The organism is Nocardia sp. NPDC051463, from assembly GCF_040681975.1.
In the GTDB taxonomy this organism is placed as follows: domain Bacteria; phylum Actinomycetota; class Actinomycetes; order Mycobacteriales; family Mycobacteriaceae; genus Nocardia.
Window position 1 is genome coordinate 215987 of the sequence record NZ_JBFBAB010000001.1, and the last position, 19955, is coordinate 235941.

14 protein-coding genes are annotated in these 19955 nt (G+C 63.7%); 8 read left to right on the forward strand and 6 right to left on the reverse strand.

Going from position 1 to position 19955, the window contains the following annotated elements; translation table 11 throughout:
* Positions 1 to 102 precede the first annotated feature (102 nt).
* Positions 103 to 1542, forward strand: a complete 1440-nt coding sequence (gene proS / locus AB0M74_RS00945) for a proline--tRNA ligase (RefSeq protein ID WP_364900184.1) — start codon at positions 103 to 105, stop codon at positions 1540 to 1542.
* Between the two features lie 199 nt (positions 1543 to 1741).
* Here the strand turns inward: proS and AB0M74_RS00950 are convergent, their stop codons facing one another.
* Positions 1742 to 4192, reverse strand: coding sequence for an FHA domain-containing protein (locus tag AB0M74_RS00950; protein ID WP_364900186.1), 2451 nt, complete (start codon positions 4190 to 4192; stop codon positions 1742 to 1744).
* A 579-nt stretch (positions 4193 to 4771) separates the two neighbouring features.
* Entirely contained in the window at positions 4772 to 4969 is a 198-nt protein-coding gene (locus tag AB0M74_RS00955) for a hypothetical protein (RefSeq protein WP_364900188.1), read from the reverse strand.
* Between the two features lie 15 nt (positions 4970 to 4984).
* Here AB0M74_RS00955 and AB0M74_RS00960 point away from each other — a divergent pair, with 15 nt between their 5' ends.
* Entirely contained in the window at positions 4985 to 5395 is a 411-nt protein-coding gene (locus tag AB0M74_RS00960; RefSeq protein ID WP_364900190.1) for a nuclear transport factor 2 family protein, read from the forward strand.
* A 128-nt stretch (positions 5396 to 5523) separates the two neighbouring features.
* Here the strand turns inward: AB0M74_RS00960 and AB0M74_RS00965 are convergent, their stop codons facing one another.
* The 4 genes from AB0M74_RS00965 to AB0M74_RS00980 form a co-directional block, all read right to left on the reverse strand.
* A complete protein-coding gene (locus AB0M74_RS00965) occupies positions 5524 to 6957 on the reverse strand; it encodes an aminobutyraldehyde dehydrogenase (protein WP_364900192.1) in 1434 nt (477 codons plus the stop codon).
* Between the two features lie 1475 nt (positions 6958 to 8432).
* Positions 8433 to 9857 carry an MFS transporter gene (locus AB0M74_RS00970; RefSeq protein ID WP_364900194.1) on the reverse strand — a complete coding sequence of 475 codons (1425 nt, stop codon included), beginning with the start codon at positions 9855 to 9857 and terminating at the stop codon, positions 8433 to 8435.
* Positions 9746 to 10303 (reverse strand): hypothetical protein, encoded by a 558-nt coding sequence (locus AB0M74_RS00975; protein ID WP_364900196.1) that lies wholly within the window; start codon positions 10301 to 10303, stop codon positions 9746 to 9748. Before AB0M74_RS00975 ends, AB0M74_RS00970 begins: the two co-directional genes overlap by 112 nt.
* A 462-nt stretch (positions 10304 to 10765) precedes the next feature.
* Entirely contained in the window at positions 10766 to 11521 is a 756-nt protein-coding gene (locus AB0M74_RS00980) for a class I SAM-dependent methyltransferase (protein ID WP_364900198.1), read from the reverse strand.
* A gap of 238 nt (positions 11522 to 11759) precedes the next feature.
* Here AB0M74_RS00980 and AB0M74_RS00985 point away from each other — a divergent pair, with 238 nt between their 5' ends.
* The 6 genes from AB0M74_RS00985 to frdA all read left to right on the forward strand — a co-directional run bounded on the left by AB0M74_RS00985 (position 11760) and on the right by frdA (position 19954).
* On the forward strand, positions 11760 to 11930 hold the full coding sequence (locus AB0M74_RS00985) for a hypothetical protein (RefSeq protein WP_364900200.1): 171 nt from the start codon (positions 11760 to 11762) through the stop codon (positions 11928 to 11930).
* Between the two features lie 76 nt (positions 11931 to 12006).
* Positions 12007 to 13188 (forward strand): FxsB family cyclophane-forming radical SAM/SPASM peptide maturase, encoded by a 1182-nt coding sequence (locus AB0M74_RS00990; RefSeq protein ID WP_364900202.1) that lies wholly within the window; start codon positions 12007 to 12009, stop codon positions 13186 to 13188.
* Positions 13185 to 14993 (forward strand): HEXXH motif domain-containing protein, encoded by a 1809-nt coding sequence (locus tag AB0M74_RS00995; protein ID WP_364900204.1) that lies wholly within the window; start codon positions 13185 to 13187, stop codon positions 14991 to 14993. Before AB0M74_RS00990 ends, AB0M74_RS00995 begins: the two co-directional genes overlap by 4 nt.
* Positions 14986 to 16077 (forward strand): bacterial transcriptional activator domain-containing protein, encoded by a 1092-nt coding sequence (locus tag AB0M74_RS01000; protein ID WP_364900206.1) that lies wholly within the window; start codon positions 14986 to 14988, stop codon positions 16075 to 16077. The genes AB0M74_RS00995 and AB0M74_RS01000 overlap by 8 nt, the downstream gene beginning before the upstream one ends.
* An 81-nt stretch (positions 16078 to 16158) precedes the next feature.
* Complete coding sequence (locus tag AB0M74_RS01005) at positions 16159 to 17430, forward strand: hypothetical protein (RefSeq protein ID WP_364900208.1); 1272 nt, start codon at positions 16159 to 16161, stop codon at positions 17428 to 17430.
* 781 nt (positions 17431 to 18211) lie between these two features.
* On the forward strand, positions 18212 to 19954 hold the full coding sequence (gene frdA, locus AB0M74_RS01010) for a fumarate reductase (quinol) flavoprotein subunit (protein ID WP_364900210.1): 1743 nt from the start codon (positions 18212 to 18214) through the stop codon (positions 19952 to 19954).
* Position 19955: the final 1 nt, after the last annotated feature.

A 19955-nucleotide genomic window follows, 5' to 3' on the forward strand; every position in this document is an offset into this window, starting at 1 on the left:
GGCGCTCGAGACCGAGCCCGCAGACGTGAGCGTCTTCGAACACCGACCGAGAGGTGATCGAGCGACTGCACCGCGCCATATGCGGGACACTAGCCTTGTCGCATGGCACGCGATGAGCGCGGTGTGACCGCCCAGAGTGAGGATTTCGCTTCCTGGTACAACGAGCTGGTTCTGAAGGCCGGCCTCGTCGACCGGGGTCCAGCCAAGGGCACGATGGTTATCCGACCGTATGGCTATCGCGTGTGGGAGTTACTACAAGCCGAACTCGATGAGCGGATCAAGGCGAGTGGGCACGAGAATGCGTACTTTCCACTGCTGATTCCGCAGAGCTACCTCGAGCGCGAGGCTGACCACGTCGACGGGTTCGCACCCGAATTGGCCGTGGTTACCCACGCGGAAGGCAAGGAGCTCGAGGAACCTCTGGTCGTACGGCCGACGTCGGAAACCATCATCGGGGAGATGATGGCCAAGTGGATCTCCTCGCATCGGGACCTGCCCCTACTCCTGAACCAGTGGGCCAACGTCGTCCGTTGGGAGATGAGGCCGCGAATGTTCTTGCGCACCACCGAGTTCCTGTGGCAGGAAGGCCACACCGCGCACGCCGATGAGCAGCAAGCGCGCGAGGAGATGCTGCTCGCACTGGGCATTTATCAGCAGGTGGCGCGCGACTATGCGGCGATGCCGGTAGTGCCCGGCGAGAAGACACCCGGTGAGCGGTTCGCGGGCGCGGTCTCGACGATGACGATCGAGTCGATGATGCGCGACGGTAAAGCCTTGCAGGCCGGTACATCGCACTACATGGGCACGAACTTCGCGGCAGCGTTCGGCATCCGCTATACCGGCGTTGACGGGCGAGAAGCATTGTGCCACACCACGTCCTGGGGCATGAGCACCCGAATGCTCGGCGGGATCGTGATGACTCACGGCGATGATCGGGGCCTGGTGCTGCCACCTCGGCTGGCGCCCTATCAGGTGGTGATCGTACCGATCACCCGCGGTGCCGGCGCGGACGTGGTAGCCGCGGCACAGACGCTGGCCGAGGGGCTGCGCGGGGCCGGAGTGCGGGTGCACGTCGATGACCGCGACCAGCTCAGTCCGGGATTCAAATTCAACGACTGGGAACTCAAGGGTGTCCCGGTCCGAGTCGAGTTGGGGCCCCGTGATCTGGCGGCCGGGACTGCCGTGCTGGTGCGCCGCTTGGGCGATCAGGGTAAGCAGTCGGTGCGGTTGGATACATTGCCGCAGCTCATGCCAGGCATTCTCGAAGAGTTCCAGATGTTCCTGCTGGCGCGGGCAGCCGAGTTCCGCGATACGCACACCTCTGACGTGGAGGACTGGGCGGCGTTCGAATCCGGTGTCGCATCGGGATGGGTCCGAGCGCTGCACTGCGGGCAGCCGGGTTGTGAGGACGACATCAAGACGGTGACCTCGGCGACGCCGCGATGTGTCCCGCTGGATGGGCCGCCGCAGACCGGCCGTTGCGTGCGCTGTGAGGCACCGGCCGTCTACGGCAAGCGGGTGATCTTCTCCCGCGCTTACTGAACCGACGGTGGATCACCCCATCCAGGGTGATCCACCTAGTTCTCCGGTGGGCTGGGCGTTTCGCCTCGGCCTACGGATCACCCATCACCGCGTCCACCGCCTCGCCGGGTAGTCCAACGATTGCTTCATGCCCTCACCTGAGCGCCGTTGACCTGCGGAAACCAGCCGGCCGACGCCGTCGCTTCCACATCGCGCGGCGTCAAAGCCTCGAGCGGCGGGCACCGCGGCGCCGTGGACGCAGCTGGAACAGGCGGTACCAGGCCAGCGCGAGGAAGATGACCCCTAGGCCGGCGACGGCTCCCATGTCGACCAGCCACGTGCCGAGGGTGTGTTCCCACAGCGGGTCAGGTCCGCCCGTGTGCGGTGTGAGGGTGTCGAGGTCGAGGGTGGCGGCCGCCGCGCCGAACCCCCAACGTGACGGCGACAGGTAGGACAGTTGCTCCAGGACGGGTGTGCCGGGGAGCCGCACCATCCCGCCCGTGAGCACCAGTTGTGCCATCGACAGCACAATCAGCAGCGGCAGTGTCTTCTCCGAGGTGTTCACCGACACCGACACGAGCAGGCCCAATGCCAGTGATGCGATACCGAGCAGCGCCATCACGAGAATGAGCTCCAGCTCGACCTTGGTGAAAATCCCCTTCGGCGGCATATCCACGCCGATGGTGCCGATCACGACCAACACTGCCGCCTGGAGGGTGGTTATCACTCCCAGGACCAGCAGTTTCGACATCAGGTAGACCCCCGCTGACAGGCCTGCCGCGCGTTCTCTGCGGTAGATCGTCTGTTCCTTGACGATCTCACGAATCGAGTTGCCGGTGCCGACGAAGCATGCCGCGAATGCCAAAACCATGAGCTTGGTCGGGGCATCGACGTTGGATCCCGGCGGCCCGGCGAATCCCTCGCCCGCGGGCACTGCAGCGATCAAGCCACCGAGAAGCAGGGGCATCACGCCCAGGAGCGCCAGATAACTTCGGTCCGAGGCAATCACCGCCAGATACCGCCGGCACAAGGTGCTGAGCTGGGCAAGCTTGGACTGCTGGGCGGGCGGCGGTGCCGGTGGGCGCACTTCCGCTGGGCCGACATCGTCGGTCAGGCCGACCGCCACGTAGTTCTCGAAGCGTGGCGACATCCGGAACTCACCGGCCCAGTCACGGTCATCATCGCGATCGAACGCCTGGAACACCTCGGCCCAGGTGCGCTGCGCGAATTGCTGTAGCCCCTCTTCGGGCGGCCCGTAATAAGCCAGCCGACCGCCGGGCACCAGGACCAGCAGGCGGTCGCAGGAATCGAGATTGGCCACGCTGTGCGTGACGACGATGACGGTCCGCCCGTCGTGCGCCAGTTCCGACAGCATTTCCATGACCGTTTTGTCCAGGCCCGGGTCGAGGCCGGAGGTCGGTTCGTCGAGAAACAACAGCGACGGTTTGGTGAGCAACTCCACTGCGACGCTCACCCGTTTGCGCTGCCCACCCGAGAGCTTGTCGATACGGGTATCGGCGTGCCGCGTCAAGCCGAGCTCGTCGAGCACCTCGTCGACCCGCTGCTCGCGCTCCTCGCTGCGCGTGTCACCAGGGAAGCGCAGCTCTGCCGCGTAGAGCAGCGCACGCCGCGTCGGAAGCTGGTTGTGCAGGATGTCCTCCTGCGGGACCAGCCCGATCCGGTGACGAAGCTCGTCGTAATTGGTGTACAGGTCGCGTCCGTCGTAGCGGACCGTCCCCTCCGTCGCCGGCCGCAACCCGGTGACCGCGCCGAGCAGCGTCGACTTGCCCGCCCCGCTGGGCCCGATGACCCCGACGAGCGAGCGCTGCGAAATGGGGAACCCCACCCGGTCGAGGAGCACCTTGCCTTCCGGTGTCCGCACGGTGATGTTCTGCACCGAGACCGACACGTCACCGGTGTCGACGAACTCCCGCAGCTCGTCGCCGACCAGCCGGAACGTGGTGTGCCCCATGCCGATCAAGTCCGATTCGGAGAGATCCGCGGCGTCCACCCGGGAACCGTTGATGTAGGTGCCGTTGTGGCTGTCGAGGTCGACGATCCGGTACCTGCCGTCGCCGTCCATGTGCAGCTCCGCGTGATGGCGGGAGACCATCAGATCGGGCACTACAACGTCGTTGTCGGCCGCGCGTCCGATCCGAAGCGTGGACGAGGTGATGCGGACGACCGCGCTGGGGTGGGCCGCCGGAGGTGAAGACCGAGAAACTCGCCGGGGCCGGCCCGGGTCGAACTTGACCGTTGCTTCATCGTCGAGTTTGTAGCCGGGATCGGGGACGATTATCGTGTCTCCCCCGATATCGCCACCGGACGCGTGGCCGGGTGGTGCTTCCACCGAGCAGCCAAGCTGCTCGCCATCCACAGCGTGTCCGAGCTGGAATGTCTCGTCGCGGTCGATCACCATCCGCTCGACGCGACGACCCGCGAAGAAGGTGCCGTTGAGGCTACCGGCGTCCTCGATTTCCCAACCGTCGGCACCCCGCTCCAAAACGGCGTGCAACGAAGATGCGCGCGGATCGGTCACAACGATGTCGGATGTCGGATCGCGACCGACTTTGTATGCGCCCCCGGCACGTAACCGATAGACGCGTTCTCTGGTTTGCACCACAAGAACCGGCGCCTCAGAGAATTCAGTGGAGGACGATTCATCCGCCATACCGCGAGTATACGACTGTCACCGCAAATGATCGGCAACCTCGAGATCTCGGTGCGGTATCCGCCCGCCTCGAGCCTCGTACTCCGCCCAGGCGAGGGTGGGCCGGTCAATGGCTTGCCATCGTGGGTGTGCACCCGCGCCGCCGCGCCCGGAACCGTCGCCACCAACCGCCCCGAACAGTCGATGGCGCTGCTCAACTCCGCGCGATCCGCGCCGATGTCAGCAAGCGCGCCCCTCCAGGTGCGCTCACGTGCTCGGTGGAGAATCGCGAGTTCGGCGGCAGCGTCGAGGAGTGAACGCCTACGTCGTCGGCCGCGGTTCACCTGACGGTCCAGGGCAGGCGTCGAACATCGCCGTACGCACAGATTCGACATCACACTGCGGTACCCGCATCCGGACACCGAGGATCGCCAGAACGACAGTGACTTGTTCTCGCTCTACACCGATCAGCGCCCCAACGTTCCCCAATGGCATGTCGTCAACTAACAGCAAATCCCGTCCGACCTTTGTGTGTCGTCGATACGAGCCCAAAGCATTGAAATTCGAATTCTCCGAACACAACTCGACGATGAACTTCTCTCAGTCCGGATCTCCGAGGTTCTTGGCATAGGCACCGAGCACGACTGTGTCGATGTCGCCGTGTTTGCTCACCGTCCACCACCGTCCGCTTCGGTGACCGAGCCATAGCGCACCACGCTGCCGCGCCGAGCGCTGCGGTGCCGAGAAACCACACTCGGCGGCCGAATGCTCCTGTCCACCAGCACTTCTGGCGTTCATCGCTATCATCGGCCGGTGACCGATGAGAACAAGGCAGTCGTCCAAGACATGTGGCGCGCGTTGGCCGAGCAGGACTTCGACTGTTTCGCCGACTATTTCGCCGACGACTTCCCTCGCCTGTTCATGGAGAATGTCGCAATGACCTGCCACGGGATCTACGCCGAGGGTGACCGAGTCATCGTGGAGCACACCATGAGTGCCACCCTCGCCAATGGCGACCCCTACCTCAACAACTACTGCTTCGTCTTCGAACTCCGCGAAGTCGCGGAGGGCGAGATACCTGAATCAGCTCAATGTCTGTCGTTGAGGACACCCACTTCGGGCGCGCCTGCGAGGCCGCTGAGCCGGGCGCGTGCTGCGCACCCCGCCCGACGGACAACTAGCTCGAGTTTTACCTCTGAACTGGCGTTTTGCGAACCCGGGTGATCATGGGTGAAGCCCTTGGTCGATCACGTGCACATCAAGACCAGCAGTGACCAGAAACCTTCCGAAACCGCAGGGCCACGCCCCCACCGAAAGTCGACAAAACACCAGTTCAGTGGTTAAAACTCGAGCTAGCCGATCTTGGCCATCACATGCTTGACGCGGGTGTAGTCCTCCAGCCCGTACATCGACAGGTCCTTGCCGTGCCCGGAGGACTTGAACCCGCCGTGCGGCATCTCAGCGATCAGCGCGGTGTGGGTGTTGATCCACACGCAGCCGAAGTCGAGCGCGGCCGACACCCGGAGCGCCCTCGACACATCCTTGGTCCACACCGAAGACGCCAGCCCATACTCGACGCCGTTGGCCCACCGGATCGCCTCGTCTTCGTCGGCGAAGGACTGCACGGTGATCACCGGGCCGAAGATCTCGTGCTGGCTCAGCCCGTCATGCTGCAGCAGCCCGCCGATGACCGTCGGTTCGACGTAATACCCGTGGTCGCCCTGCCGGTGCCCACCGGCCACGACCGAAGCGTGATCGGGCACGTCGCCGAGAAAGCCGAGCACCCGCTGTAATTGGTCGGCGTTGTTGACTGGTGGCACCCAGGCGTCCTCATCATCGGAGGCCTTGCCGAACGTCGTTGTTGCACGGCCGGCCTGCTCGGCCAGCGCCGCAGTCAAATCATCGGCCACCGACACGTGACCGAGCACCCGAGTGGCCGCCGTGCAATCCTGCCCGGCGTTGAAATAACCCGAGGCCGCGATACCCTCGGCAGCAGCAGCGATATCGGCGTCGGGGAACACGATTACCGGTGCTTTTCCGCCCAACTCCAGATGTGTGCGCTTCAGACGGCCTCCGGCCGACTCGGCGACCGCACGGCCTGCGGCCACCGAACCGGTGATCGACACCATCTTCGGGGTCGGATGCGCGACCACCGCCGCACCGGTCACCCGGTCACCGGTCACCACGTTGAGCACGCCTGGCGGCAGATGCTTGGAGGCCAGTTGGGCCAACATCACCGTCGTCACCGGCGTGGTGTCACTCGGCTTGATCACCACGGTGTTGCCCGCCGCGATCGCGGGAACAAACTTCCAGATCGCCATCATCATCGGGTAATTCCACGGCGTCACCTGGCCGACAACGCCGACCGGCTCCCGGCGGATCCACGATGTATGGCCCGCCAGGTATTCGCAGGCCGACTTGCCCTCGAGTACCCGTGCCGCCCCCGCGAAGAATCGGGTCTGGTCCAGCATCTGCGGGATCTCCGCAGCCGAAGTGACGTGTTTCGGCTTGCCGGTGTTGCGGCCCTCGGCCTCGACAAGCGCGTCCGCGACACGCTCCAACTCGTCGGCGAAGTCCAACAGCGCCTTCTGGCGGTGCGACGGCGTCGTACGCTTCCAGTCGCACAACGCCCTGGCCGCCGCCGCGTACGCATTGTCGATGTCCTGTTCGTTGGACACCGGGGCGGTGCCGTATTTATCGCCGGTGGCAGGGTCGACCAGCGCCATCGTCGCACCGCCGACCGAGTCGACGAGCTTGCCATCGATGAAGTTCTGGACCACTGTCATGCTGCCTCCTCGGCCGCTCTCTTCCGTCGGCAATTCTCTGGCACAGGACGTTCGGGCGACTTGGCATCTGATCGCCGTCGCCTGCTACTCATTGTTCATTAACATTCGATGCTATCGACACCGAATGCATTGAGCTTACTCCTTTTGTCGCGACCGAGGGCGATAGAGTCGGGACATTGCTTATACGATGATCGATATCGTTTCGTCTTCCATTGCAATGACTTTCGACTACACAACAGTGTAGCCATTCGAATTCAGCAAGGGTATGGGTCGTTACACCTGCCTTCCAAGCACGAAAAATCCTGTCTAACGGCAACTGCGGGCTCGAGCCGATCCCCTGGTCCGGCACGACCGGTCTCACCTTCACCCACTTTGTCTATGCTGACGCAGTGTTCGTCATCGCCTTGCCACCCGTTCGTAGGGTGTGCCTGTGTCCGGAATCCGGCATCAGCTGGTTGCGCATAGACCACGCCGGGCAGCGTTTACGCGGATTATTCGGACACGAAGCGGCCCGAACCCCATGCACCGTCAGCACGTCCGTCAACCGAGACAAATACGCCTTCTCCGCCGCATCGAACGACAGCACCCAATCAATGTCGAACACAACAGATTCGCTGCCGAACTCGCGGTGATCATGTCGCAAATTTTCAACCAGGAATAGGCATAAGTACGCCGATCGGATGCGTACTATCTAGCCGGCGACATCGAGCCTCTTCGGAACAGCGGGGTGCCTCCGGTGTACCCTTCGCGCCACGCGGTCGAACGGTAGGCCGCCCCGATGTCCGACTACACCCCTCGACAGTCACGCTGTGGGCGGCGACCCAGGCCACCGCCCGCCCTGGTATCCCTATCGCGGCGGCGTTTTCGTCGTCACAGATCTCGACATGGCCAGTCGGGAGTGGTCATCGATGACGTTGCGGCAGAACGCTGTTCGGAGAGCGGGTGTGACGATTCGGGCTCCATCGTCCGGTGCGCCGGGAGGTCGCCGACCGGTTCTTCCTGCCTTGTGCCCGGCCGACACAGCGCCAGCCACCGCCGTCAGGGATAGTGCCGACTTGGTGACACCGACGTGGATCAGCGAGCCGGGGCAGTCGTGTTCGGAGCAGCGCGACGGCTCACCGGTCACCCGATCGATCCGCGAGAGCCTGTCGGCCCGACACCGCACCAGCACCGCATGCGCGGTCGAGGCCGCCGGACCGTGCCGGCCGGCGATCTGGACCGAATCGAGCCGGTATCGCCACCGCGGCCCGATCACCTACCGCACCACGGGTTCTGGCGTCCTGGTCGGGCTGTGGCGGGCCGCGAGCTGCGGTCGTTCTCCCGGCCACTCCCTCGGTAACAGCCGGCCCATTTGCGATGGGAGGCGGCATGATGAGAGGGACAAGCTGAATGGACGGCTATCGCACCTGTTGCGCAGGCAGCGCGACACCGCACCCAGCGCCCGGCCCTGCCCTGCCCTGAAACCCCGAGCGCCCCTACATCTGCTGAGTCGAGGGGCTATTCGGGCGGTTACGGGAGAGCTCTGCGATCCAGTTGGTGGGGCGCTGCGCGACGGGCGGCTGGAGCACGGGCTCGGTCGTCCGAGGCTCAGGCAGCCGCCGTGCCCTTCGTGCCAGCAAAACCATACCGGCGACAAGCACCCACCCTGATGCCGAGGTACCGAGCGTCGATAGGAGGAATCCCGCGAGCAGCGCGCCGATCGCCGTGCCGCCGTGGGTTATCAGCTTCGTTGCGCCGAAAACTCTACCCACGAGATCCTCTGAGAAAGCGCGAACTCGATACAGGGTCAGCGCAACACCCACGATCGGCGCAGTGAAGCCGACACTCATCCAGCACACCGCAAGCACGGCCGGATTGGAGCTGACCGCGATAGGCACGCACAGCACGGCCCACGTCCACAGGGTGCCGGTGAGGACGATCCGGGGGCTGATACGACTGGCAAGCCCGGCCGCCGGAGCAGCACCGAACAGGCCGCCCAGACCTGTACTACCCAACACCACACCGACTACCCAGGCTGGGTGGCCGGCATCTCTGATCTCCATGGTCGTCAGCAATATGAGGACCTGGAAAATCATGTTCGTTGCCCCGATAATTGCCGTCGCGGGTCGAACGAACGGTTCGGCCCACACGCTCCGCACGCCGCCCCAGGCATGGTTCCAATCCCAAAAGCGATCGGGCATCTCGTCATGGACTTCCGGTTTCTCCGGAACCCTGTCGCGCATTTTGGACAGGGTCCACAGACAGAACAGGTAGGAGGCGGCGTTCGCGAGAAATGGCAGACTGCGAGCAATGCCGAAGGCTGCTGCGCCGAGCGTGCGGCCCACCATGTTTGCGATCGGTTGCTCGGCCTCGAGGAACGCGAACGCTGCTGGACGCTCGTCCTCGCTGACAATGTCACGGACCAGGCCGAGCTCACCGATGTTGAAGAAAACGTATGCCGTTCCTTCGATGAACGCCGCTACAGTAAGGAACAACGACAGACCTGGCGGCCGTACGACGATCACCGCCGTCGCCAGCAGAGTTGCCGCCAACCCCATCCGTTGGCACATCATCAACATCCGCCGACGATCCCAGTAATCCGACGCGACGCCTGCGGGGACCTCGAATATCAAGCTCGGCAAGGTAAGCGCGAATCCCACCCAACTAGCTGCGATCGGTGAACCGGTGAGCCCCAGCGCCAACAGCGGGTAGGCGAGGCGGACACCCTGTAGGCCGATGTGCGAAGCGGCATTGCCGGACCACAACAATAGAAAACCTCTGTTGTTGTGAATGCTCGATTTGGCCACGGTCACATCAGCCTGGCAAGGGCAGCGACGACCCGGCGCAGGCTGCCGCGCCACGCCTTCACCACCATCAATGCAGCCAACCCGAAAGCGACTGCGGCCGAGGCGAACGCCCACGGGGTCAGTTCGGTTACCGGGAGTGCCACCTTCTCCCCCGGCCACGGGTAGGCAGACGTGCCCCGGAGCGCGCCGACCACCAGTCCTAACTGAGGGCCCAGCTCGTGGGCCATTCCGAGCGAAGCCTGCACCTGGGGCATTTTGCTGTCGAGGGTGAGCACATCGGTCAACACGAGCGCCGCGACCACAATTGCCGCGACGGCAGTGATGCCACCGGCCGTTTCACTGCCGTGAAGGATTGTCTGGATTGCCGCAGCGACCATGACGAATATCGCGACCGTGGCAAAAATTGCCAATTGACCGCTCATCCGAGCACCGGACGGTGCAGATACCGACCAGAGATTCAAATGGTTCGTCGTTCTCTTGATGCTACCGAAAGCGTTGACGGTGGCCGCGCCGTCCCAATTCGAGGCTTTCATCCAAGGCTGCCACATCATGCAGAACAACAATAAGCTCCCTGCTGCCGCCACAGCATAGGGCCATGTCTCCTTAACCGCCGGGGCGGGTTGTAGCTCCGGACCGGGCCGCGGGTGAGCAACGGTTTGTTGCGACGGCGATGGTTGCGCCATCAAAACAGCCCACGAACACGGAGTGGTGCCATTGTTTTTGTCAGGCGGTGCGCGATAACGCAGACCTGGGCAGCCAACGAGTTATTCGGCATGGGCGCAGTCTTCCATGCCCAAAGCCCAAACTTCTTCCCAGAGACGGGAATTCGCGTGGACGGCGCGCAAAACCATCGCGTTGATGTTTCTGAACGAAGTCTCGACTCCCGAGTATATGGAGCACATCGAGGGCTCCGGACCACCGGTCTCACCCAGAGACTCGATTTACGTTGTTATACCAGCGAATGCGGAGCGGTCGGGCCGGTTCACGAGGGGTCACCAGCCCGGCCGATGCGAAGCACTTGCTCACAGCCGACGAATTCGAGCGAGCCATGCGGCTACATCGACGAGGCCCTGCTCAGGCCACCCCTTGGCGCGAGCCCGATCGGCAATGGATTCGGTAATCCTGCCCCGATAGCGGGCCGGGCGCAGTTCTTCGAGGTCCCATCCCACACCGAATGCGTCGCGGATGATCTGGTCACTGACGCGCGATCCGAACGACAGGATGTGGATCAGTCCACCCGGCTTACACCCGGCGTGCAGACTGTGAACGTAGGCAGCCCGATGATCGGCATCGAAAACATGGAACAAGGCACTGTCTATGATCGTATCGTAGGTGGATCCGCCGAGCAGGAGCGCATCGCCGATCGTGAATCGCGCAGGCGATACGCCGATATCGAGGGCTTTGCGGCGGGCGGCGTCGATCGCCGGCGGGGAGACATCGATGCCGTGCGCATCGTAGCCGCGTCTGGCGAGGTGGATCACGTGTTCGCCTGTGCCGCAACCTATGTCGAGCACCAAACCCTTGATGCCGCCAGAACGTTCCAATGCCACGATTTCCGGCTGCGGCTCTTCGATCACCCACGGAGCAGATTGACTGCTGTACAACGAATTCCAGTAGTCCGCGACGTCTGCCATACGTTTCCCCACCCCTCTCTGATCACTATCAGTTATCGAAATTAACACCGCCGCTGAACCTCTCACACATTCCAGGAGTCCGCAACGCCGGGCACGCGACGTCCTCACTCCCATCCGATCACTTTCAGTTATCGAAACCGACACTGCCGCTGCATATCTCACACCTGTCCTGCAGTCCGCAACGCTTGCCATCCGACTCCCCACCCCCCCTTCGATCACTCTCAGTTATCGAAATCGACACCGTCGCTGCACATCGCACGTATTCCCAGAGTCGGGAGGCTGAATCGTCATGTCCCGGAGCATACTTGCGGCCGTCTGCATCGATATCTTCATCTCATATCGGTGAAACATGTTGGCGCACAGAATCACAAGGAGAACCGCCATGAACAACGAGACCCTTACTCTGTCCGAGTTGTCGAGCGTCGAGCTCGAAAACCTGCTGGAGAGCGCAACTCCGGCACTGCGCAGGGCCGTGCTGCGCGGGCAGGACGCCGGTGACGGCAACGACGTCGGCAGCTTCTGCTCTTTCATCGACGCCGATCTGGCCGAATAGTCGACTCGCACACCGGTCGCGAAGGGATGGTTACCAATTGTCGAACTCCGCCTCATGGCCGGTCGACACACTTGATGTGCAAGCCCTTCGCGATCGTGGCTGGCAACCGTTCCCGTTTACCGAGTTCGTACTGAAAATACATAGTCGCTGCAATCTGGCCTGCGATTACTGCTACATGTACGAGATGGCCGACCAGGGCTGGCGCCAACAGCCGAAAGTCATCTCTCCGCAAGTGATCGAAGCTACCTGCCGAAACATCGCAGAACACGTCGACGAACACACCATTCCACAGGTAAGTGTCGTACTGCACGGTGGAGAACCATTACTCGCCGGGCATCAGGTGGTCGAGTCGGTGGCACGCCGGCTGCATGAGCACTTGGCCGACAGGACAACATTGCGACTCGGCATCCAGACCAACGGCCTGCTCCTGGATCAGGAATTTCTGGATATCTTCCGGCGCTGGGGCATCAGGGTGGGCGTGAGCCTGGACGGGTCCGAAGTCGGGCACGACCGCCACCGCAGATATCGCAGTGGCGAAGGGAGTCACGCGCAGGTAGTCGAGAAGCTGAAGCTGCTCACCGAGCCGGAGAACCGGAGTCTCTACAGCGGCCTGCTCTGTGTGATCGATCTGGAGAACGACCCGATGGAGACTTATGCCGGCCTCTCCGCCTGCGAGCCGCCCGCGATCGACTTCTTGATGCCCCATGGAAATTGGGACCAGCCGCCACCCGGTCGGACGGCGAATCGCGACGACACCCCGTACGCGGATTGGCTCATTCCCCTGTTCGACTACTGGTACGAGTCGACACGGAACGAGCCGAGTGTTCGGATCTTCGAGGACATCATCGATATTTCCCTCGGTTTCGGCCGCGCATCGGAAACTGTGGGATCAGCGCCGATGCAAGTGGTCGTCATTGAAACCGACGGGCAGATCGAGCAGGTCGATACGCTGAAATCAGCCTTCCCGGACGCGACGAAACTGGGCGAACATGTTTCGCGCAGCCCGCTGTCGAACGCCCTGTGGAACCCATCGATAGTGGCGCGACAGCTCGGCTTGGAGGCGCTGAGCCCGGCATGCCTGAAATGCCCGATCCACAACATCTGCGGTGGCGGCCATTTCACACACCGGTATCAGTCGGCAACCGGATTCCTCAACCCCTCGGTGTACTGCCCGGATCTTTTCGCGTTGATCAGTCATGTCACCCGGCGCCTTCGCTCGGACCTCGACGTGTCCCGACGAAACGGCTCCGCGCGGTGAGCCGGGTCGAGCTTCGTGGCCGTGCCGCGGAGTTGGGCTCGGGCTATGGTGGCGCGGACCTGATCGTCGCGTTGCGGGCCGGGCAGCTCGCGAAGCGGCTCGCGATGCTCGGCCTGCTCGTCCGAGAAAGTGGTCGAGTGTGTCCCGCCGATGTCGAAAAGTCCGGCTTCGACGAAGCCTATAGCGCGCTGTGCGCACTGTATCGCACACAGCGAACGACGGTCGACAACCTACTGGCATACCCGAACACCGGAGTATGGCTGGCATATTGCCTGCGACGTATCCGAGCTGCGTCGGCCGAGCGCGCCCACATCTGGCCCGACCTCGGCTATCTGGGCTGGCTGACAGCCTCGGCACTGATCGAACTGGGAACTCCGGCCGAGCGGCCCGTGGTGGTGCGCGATGGCCACGTCATGCTACCGGCCGTAGGCTCGGCACGAATCGCCGCGGCCGATGTAGACGGTGTGGGGCGACTGCGCGTACGCGGGCCGGGCGCGATCACGATCGAATTCGACGGAACGAAGCTGGACATCCCGGATCTCACACGCCGGGACCACCCCGGCTGGCGACCACTGCAGCGGCTACGGGCGGGCGGCGGCAGCGATTTCGAGATCGTCATCGACGACCTCGACCCGTTCCGGGAATTCAACAATCTGTCCCGGTCCGCCCCGGCTGACAGCCGTCTGCCGTCGCTGTCCGAAAGCCAATTGAGCGACTGGTGTGCGGCATTCTCGGCCGCCTGGGTGTTGCTGGAACGAGATCATCCCGGTTACGCGCGGCCCATTTCGGTCGGTTTGCGCTGCTTCGTGCCACTCACCGCGGAACCGGTCTCGCCGAGTTCGAGCCGTACCTCCTACGACTCGTTCGGCTGCATCGCCGCGTCCTCGACGCGCAGTGCCAGTCAGCTGGTGCTGACCTTGATCCACGAGTTCCAGCATGCCAAGTTGGGGGCATTGACCGATGTGGTCGAACTATACGAAGACGACCCTCGGGAACGTTTCTATGCACCATGGCGGGATGATCCGCGTCCCATCGAATGGCTCATCCAAGGCATGTATGCGCATCTCGGCGTCACCGATTTCTGGCGTGCCGAGCGCCTACGCACGGAATCCGAGCTCGCGCACGTGGAATTCGCCCGCTGGCGGGCACAGGTGCATCGGTCGATCGCCGAAATCCTCGGTTCCGGAGTACTGACCGCGGCCGGCGAGGAGTTCGTTCGCGCGGCGGCCGAAACGCTGCGGCCGTGGCTCGACGACCAGGTTACTGATTCGGCAGCGCGCGCCGCCGACGACGCAGCCACCGGTCACTGGGTGGCGTGGTGTGTTCGAAACCTGCAGCTCGACGATGATGCACTGGAGGATCTGTTCTCATTGTGGAAGGCGGCCGGAGCCCCAGCGCTGCAGCAGGTTCCGCCCGGCCTGCCCACACGCCCGGACCGGAAGCGGCCGGAACTCCGAAGCCGGTTGCTACCGAGCTACCTTCGTCTACTGGAACAAGCGACGCGGGGGGGTTTCGACACCACACGAGACCTCGCGCCGGGTGATATCGCATACGGATCCGGCAACTACGCGGCGGCGGTAACGCACTACACGCGCGAGATCGAAGCGGGCCCACTGTGTCCCCAACCCTGGGCCGGGTTGGCACTCGCTCTGCAGCAATCGTTACCCCAGCATGAGGTGTCGGCTCTGTTGGCGCGAGCCGAAATCGTCGCGCAACTCTATTCCCGCATCAGGGCGTCCGGGCTCAACTGTGCCCCAACGGATCTGGTCCGTTGGTTGTCACGCGAAACACCGCAGCATGACTGACCGCGACGCCACGACGCGTGCTGGTGAGCTCCTGGCCGCCTATTGCGATCTCCGCAGCGCAGCTGGGCCGATCCATGCCCGAATCGTCGCGGACCTCGGCAATCGGCTGCTGTCGGGAACTCCATTGCCCTCCTACCAAGGAGTGACTCCAGGCTTGCTGCGGGCGCTGATCTCCCTCGATGCGCCGCACGTCCCCTACCTGGAGGATCCGCGACAGCTGGCCACGCCCGATCGCTCCGAACCGTGGAACTTCGTGTGCAACCAGCTCGACAGCTGGGACGATCTGTCGGGCTCACAGCGCCTGCGCGTGGCCCAGGTCCTGACGAAACTGGGATTCTGGCAACTCGTTATAGATCTCGCCTCCACCGAACAGACCGGCACCGATCGGCCGCAGACACGGCCGCTGGCCTTCCTTCATGCCACGGCGCTCTTCCGGCTCAACGAGCGGGACCGGACCGGTGTCACCCGTATGCGCGACCTGTCTATCGCCAAGGCGCTCGACGAGCGGCTGCCCACGTCGGCTCGCATCTCTGCCGCGCTGAATGTCGCTGTCCATTACGCGAGGACTTCTGGAGGTATCGATAACGCCAAGCACTGGCAAGCGATTGCCGAGTCATTCGTGTCGTCCGCATCGCTGGAGCGCCTGACCCCGCTGTTGCGCAGCGCATACTGGCGCGGCTTCGCCCTCATCCAGTTCGTGGAAGGCAGCTATGCCGAGGTCACCCGGATGATGGCGCGCTCCGAAGACTGTGCGCGCCAGGCCGTCGCCGATGCTAGCGATTCCGAGTCGCTGGCCGCCCTCGAGAACCTCAACGCCGTGCTCGAGACGTGTGCCCGGGCGGCATGGACCTCCGGTGATCACGACACCGCCGAGCGCTACTTCCAATGCCACCTCGACAACGATCCGTGGGACCCGAAACCACATGTGCGCCTGGCAGATTTCCTGTTCGCAACGGGACGAATCGACGATGCGCGAGACCGATATCAACGCGCCGCCGCGCTCGGCGCGCCCTACACGATATACGCCAGAGCCCGACTAGCACGATGCATCTCGATTCCGATGGCATCGACGGGCCATGAATAGTCCCGCCGCCGTGGTCACCCACAGCGCTCCAGCCGGCCGATACCCACCTGTCACTATCCCGTCGCATGTAAGGAAAACGATATGGCCATCGAGGCAGGGCAACTGCGCGATCACATCGATTTGATGACCTCGGCACGGATCCTGGCGGATCCCACGTGTGCCCGGGAAGCGCTCGATGAATTCGAAAATTTCCTGGCGGACTATCACGGTGTCGATGGAGTCAACCAGTTGGATCGACGCCCGGAGACCGCCGCGATGCTCGTGCGCCAGGACCTGCGGCGCAGTATTCAGCGGGTGGTGACCCATCGCGTCGCCGCAGTGCTGCTGCCCCTCGTGCTGGACCTGCTGGGCGATGATTCGAAGGCAATGGATCGCTTGGTGCGAGAACGGATCACCGAGGTCGACGAGTGGGAAGGCGCCCGGTATCGAGTATTTCGCGGTGACGAGGCGAAAATTGGTGCTGCATACGAGTATCTGTTCATGGCGGCGGCCGAACGAGACTTGTTCTCATGTTTCACGCCGGAACAGGCTGAGGCGCTGCGCCGGATCAACTACGACGCGACGGTCGCGGTGCGTGATGCAGCGTCGGCGACACGCGACGGGGAGTATGCGGAGTCGCCCGCGATGGATGTGCTCGCGGCCGAGCCCTATGTCACAGCCGGCGACGCCGCGCGGGCAACCATGCGCATGCGGACGGTCTCCTTCCTGAGTAACAACGCCGCCCCTGTCAGGGCCAACAACGGCTTGCGGCCTGACATCCTCAGCCAACTGCACACCAACGCGGTCGGTTTCGGTGAATTCTACGGCTCCGCGGTCGGCAGGATCCTGCCGCACACCTTCACATCGGATGGTTGCCCGAGGGATGTCTGGTTGGCAACCGAGCTCGGCAGCATCGCACCGATCTCCGCGGTGGCGGCACTCAAGGACGGGCCTGCCGGCACGTTGCTCTTTTCGGACCGCGGCAAGCGTGTCTACCGAGCCGCAGACAGCGACGGACGCTGGACCATACGGGCGGTCAGGCAACCGCTCACCTCGACTGCTGAACGCGTGGCCCGCGCGGAGGCCAGAGACCTGGGCCGAAAAGGTTTCCTGGGGCAGTGGGGACGCTGCCCCTCCAACCAGGGCCTCGCGCCGAATCGAGCGGAAGTGGAGCAGCACGCCGAGATGGTTGATCGAATCGACCAGATCACCGGCGGGCATGCCCCTGAGCACCTCCGGAGGATCGTCACCCCCGCCGACGTGTGCGCGATCGTGGCGGTGGGTTTGGTAGCCGCGCTCGAACGGCGCGGCATAGTGCAGCTCGATCCCGTGTCCGTCGAACCCGTTCTGCGTCGCGAACCGACCGAGCTCTAGGTTGTTCGAGCACGCACCTGACCTGCTTCGCCCAAGGCGGCGACAGTAGCAGTGTTGCCACACTCGAGTCCTTCGGCTCACCGCGATGGCGGAGGCAGGCTCACCACTTGCATTCGTCGCGCCCCTGAGTGGTGTCTCTACGCACCGGGATGAGACCGCCCGGCCGCGGATCGGCCGACTTGGTCCGGCCTGATGCCAAATGTCAGCGAATGCTGTAGCGCGGCAACGTCGGTCACGGGCCGACCGCACCGGAACACTCTCTCGGCCCGATGTCGGCGGTAACTCGAACAACTGGAAGTCGCCTACGTGCGTCGGATGCTCACGCAACTCTGACATCGAAACACCGAGTCCGTCGGCGTGAACCCGTCCCGGTGACGCGAGGCTTGGATCCCACCGCCAGCGGGGTCGACGTGGCTGGATCCAACACCAGAACCTGTCCTGCGCCCTCGGTGCAAGGCGAGTACGCTTATGTGTCTACACCGATCAGTAGCGTGTGCCGCCGGTTCGCCGGGAGGTGGAGGTGCTTAGCGCCACCGAGCAGTTCAGCAGGGAACGCGCCCCGTGCGGGAAGCTGAGGGACGGGGCTCGCCACCGCGAAGACGACGAATCGGGCCTGGTCATTGACGATCTGCGTGACGACTGTGGCTGCCGCCGGATTCGGCACATATTCCACGACGGCAGCGTTCGAATCAGAACCGTGCGCCATGACAGCGAGGTCCTGATGGACGAGCACAGCGCCGACTCCGAGGCCTGACCGACAACGACGCCCGGTGGTGCCACCATGACCGCTTCTCACGACATAGTGATCGTTGGCGGGGGTGGTGCGGGCCTGCGTGCGTCCATCGCCATCGCGGAACACAACCCGAGGTTGAGTATCGCGATCGTTTCCAAGGTCTATCCGATGCGCAGCCACACCGTCTCCGCCGAGGGTGGCGCAGCCGGAGTCGTCGGTCCCGGCGACAGCTTCCAAGAGCATGCATACGACACGGTCTCCGGCAGCGATTGGCTGTGTGATCAGGACGCTGTCGAGGCGTTCGTCGAAGAAGCACCGCGAGAACTGCTCCAGTTGGAGCATTGGGGCTGTCCATGGAGCCGCCGACCGGACGGGCACATCGCGGTACGGGCGTTCGGCGGAATGACGAACAATCGCACCTGGTTCGCAGCCGACAAGACCGGTTTTCACTTGCTGCACACCCTGTTCCAGACCGCACTGTCTTATCAGGACATCATCAGATACGACGAGTGGTTCGCAACAACATTGCTCGTCGACGACGGCAAGGTATGCGGCATCGTAGCCGTAGAGCTTGCCACGGGACGCGTCGAAACCATTCTCGCCAAAGCCGTCGTCGTATGCACTGGTGGCTGCGGCCGCGTGTATCCGTTCACCACCAACGCCAACATCAACACCGGCGACGGTATGGCGTTGGCTTACCGGGCGGGCGCGCCGCTCAAGGACATGGAATTCGTCCAATACCACCCGACCGGCCTTCCGTTCACGGGCATATTGATCACCGAGGCAGCGCGTGCGGAGGGCGGCTGGCTGCTCAACAAGGACGGTTACCGCTACTTACAGGATTACGACCTCGGGACGCCATCAGCGGTGCCGGTGATGCGAAGCATGGAACTCGGACCACGCGACCGGCTTTCGCAGGCGTTCGTGCACGAACTCCACAAGGGCCGGACCATCGGCACACCGTACGGACACGTCGTCCACCTCGACATCCGACACCTCGGTGCGGATCTCATCGACACGAAATTGCCTTTCGTGCGTGAGCTGTGCTCGAAGTACCAGAACATCGACCCGGTCCGGGAGCTGATACCGGTACGTCCCGTCGTCCACTACATGATGGGTGGCATCCATACCGACATACACGGCGCGACACCGCTGACGGGTCTCTACGCCGTCGGAGAGGTCGCCTGCGTCAGTATCAACGGCGCCAACCGGCTCGGGTCGAACTCCCTTCCCGAGTTGCTGGTCTTCGGTGCGCGAGCCGGTCGTGCCGCCGCCGAGTATGCGAGTTCTGCCACGGCCGACCGGACGGCGGCGGTTCTGGCACTCGGCCGCGCCGAACACGACCAGCTGGAACGGGATCTCACGCGACACACCGAGGGATCCGAACGCATCGCGCACATCCGCACCGAAATGCAGGAGACGATGGAGACCAGTGCCGGGATCTACCGGGACGGCGGCTCCCTCGCCGCGGGTGCCGACACGTTGTGCGAACTTCGCGATCGGTTCGGCCGCACATGCCTCGATGACCATAGCCGGGCGTTCAACACCGAACTGGTTGCGGTGCTCGAGCTGTCGTGCATGCTCGATGTGGCGGAATGCATCGTCGCCTGCGCGCTGGCGCGCGAGGAATCCCGGGGCGCGCACCAACGAACCGATTTCCCCGGCAGGAACGACCAGGGATTCCTTGCTCATTCGGTAATCCATCGGCAGCCGGACGGCACGGGCCGCGTCTCGTACCTACCGGTGACGATTACTCGCTGGCCGCCCGGCGAACGCGTATACGGGAGGTGAT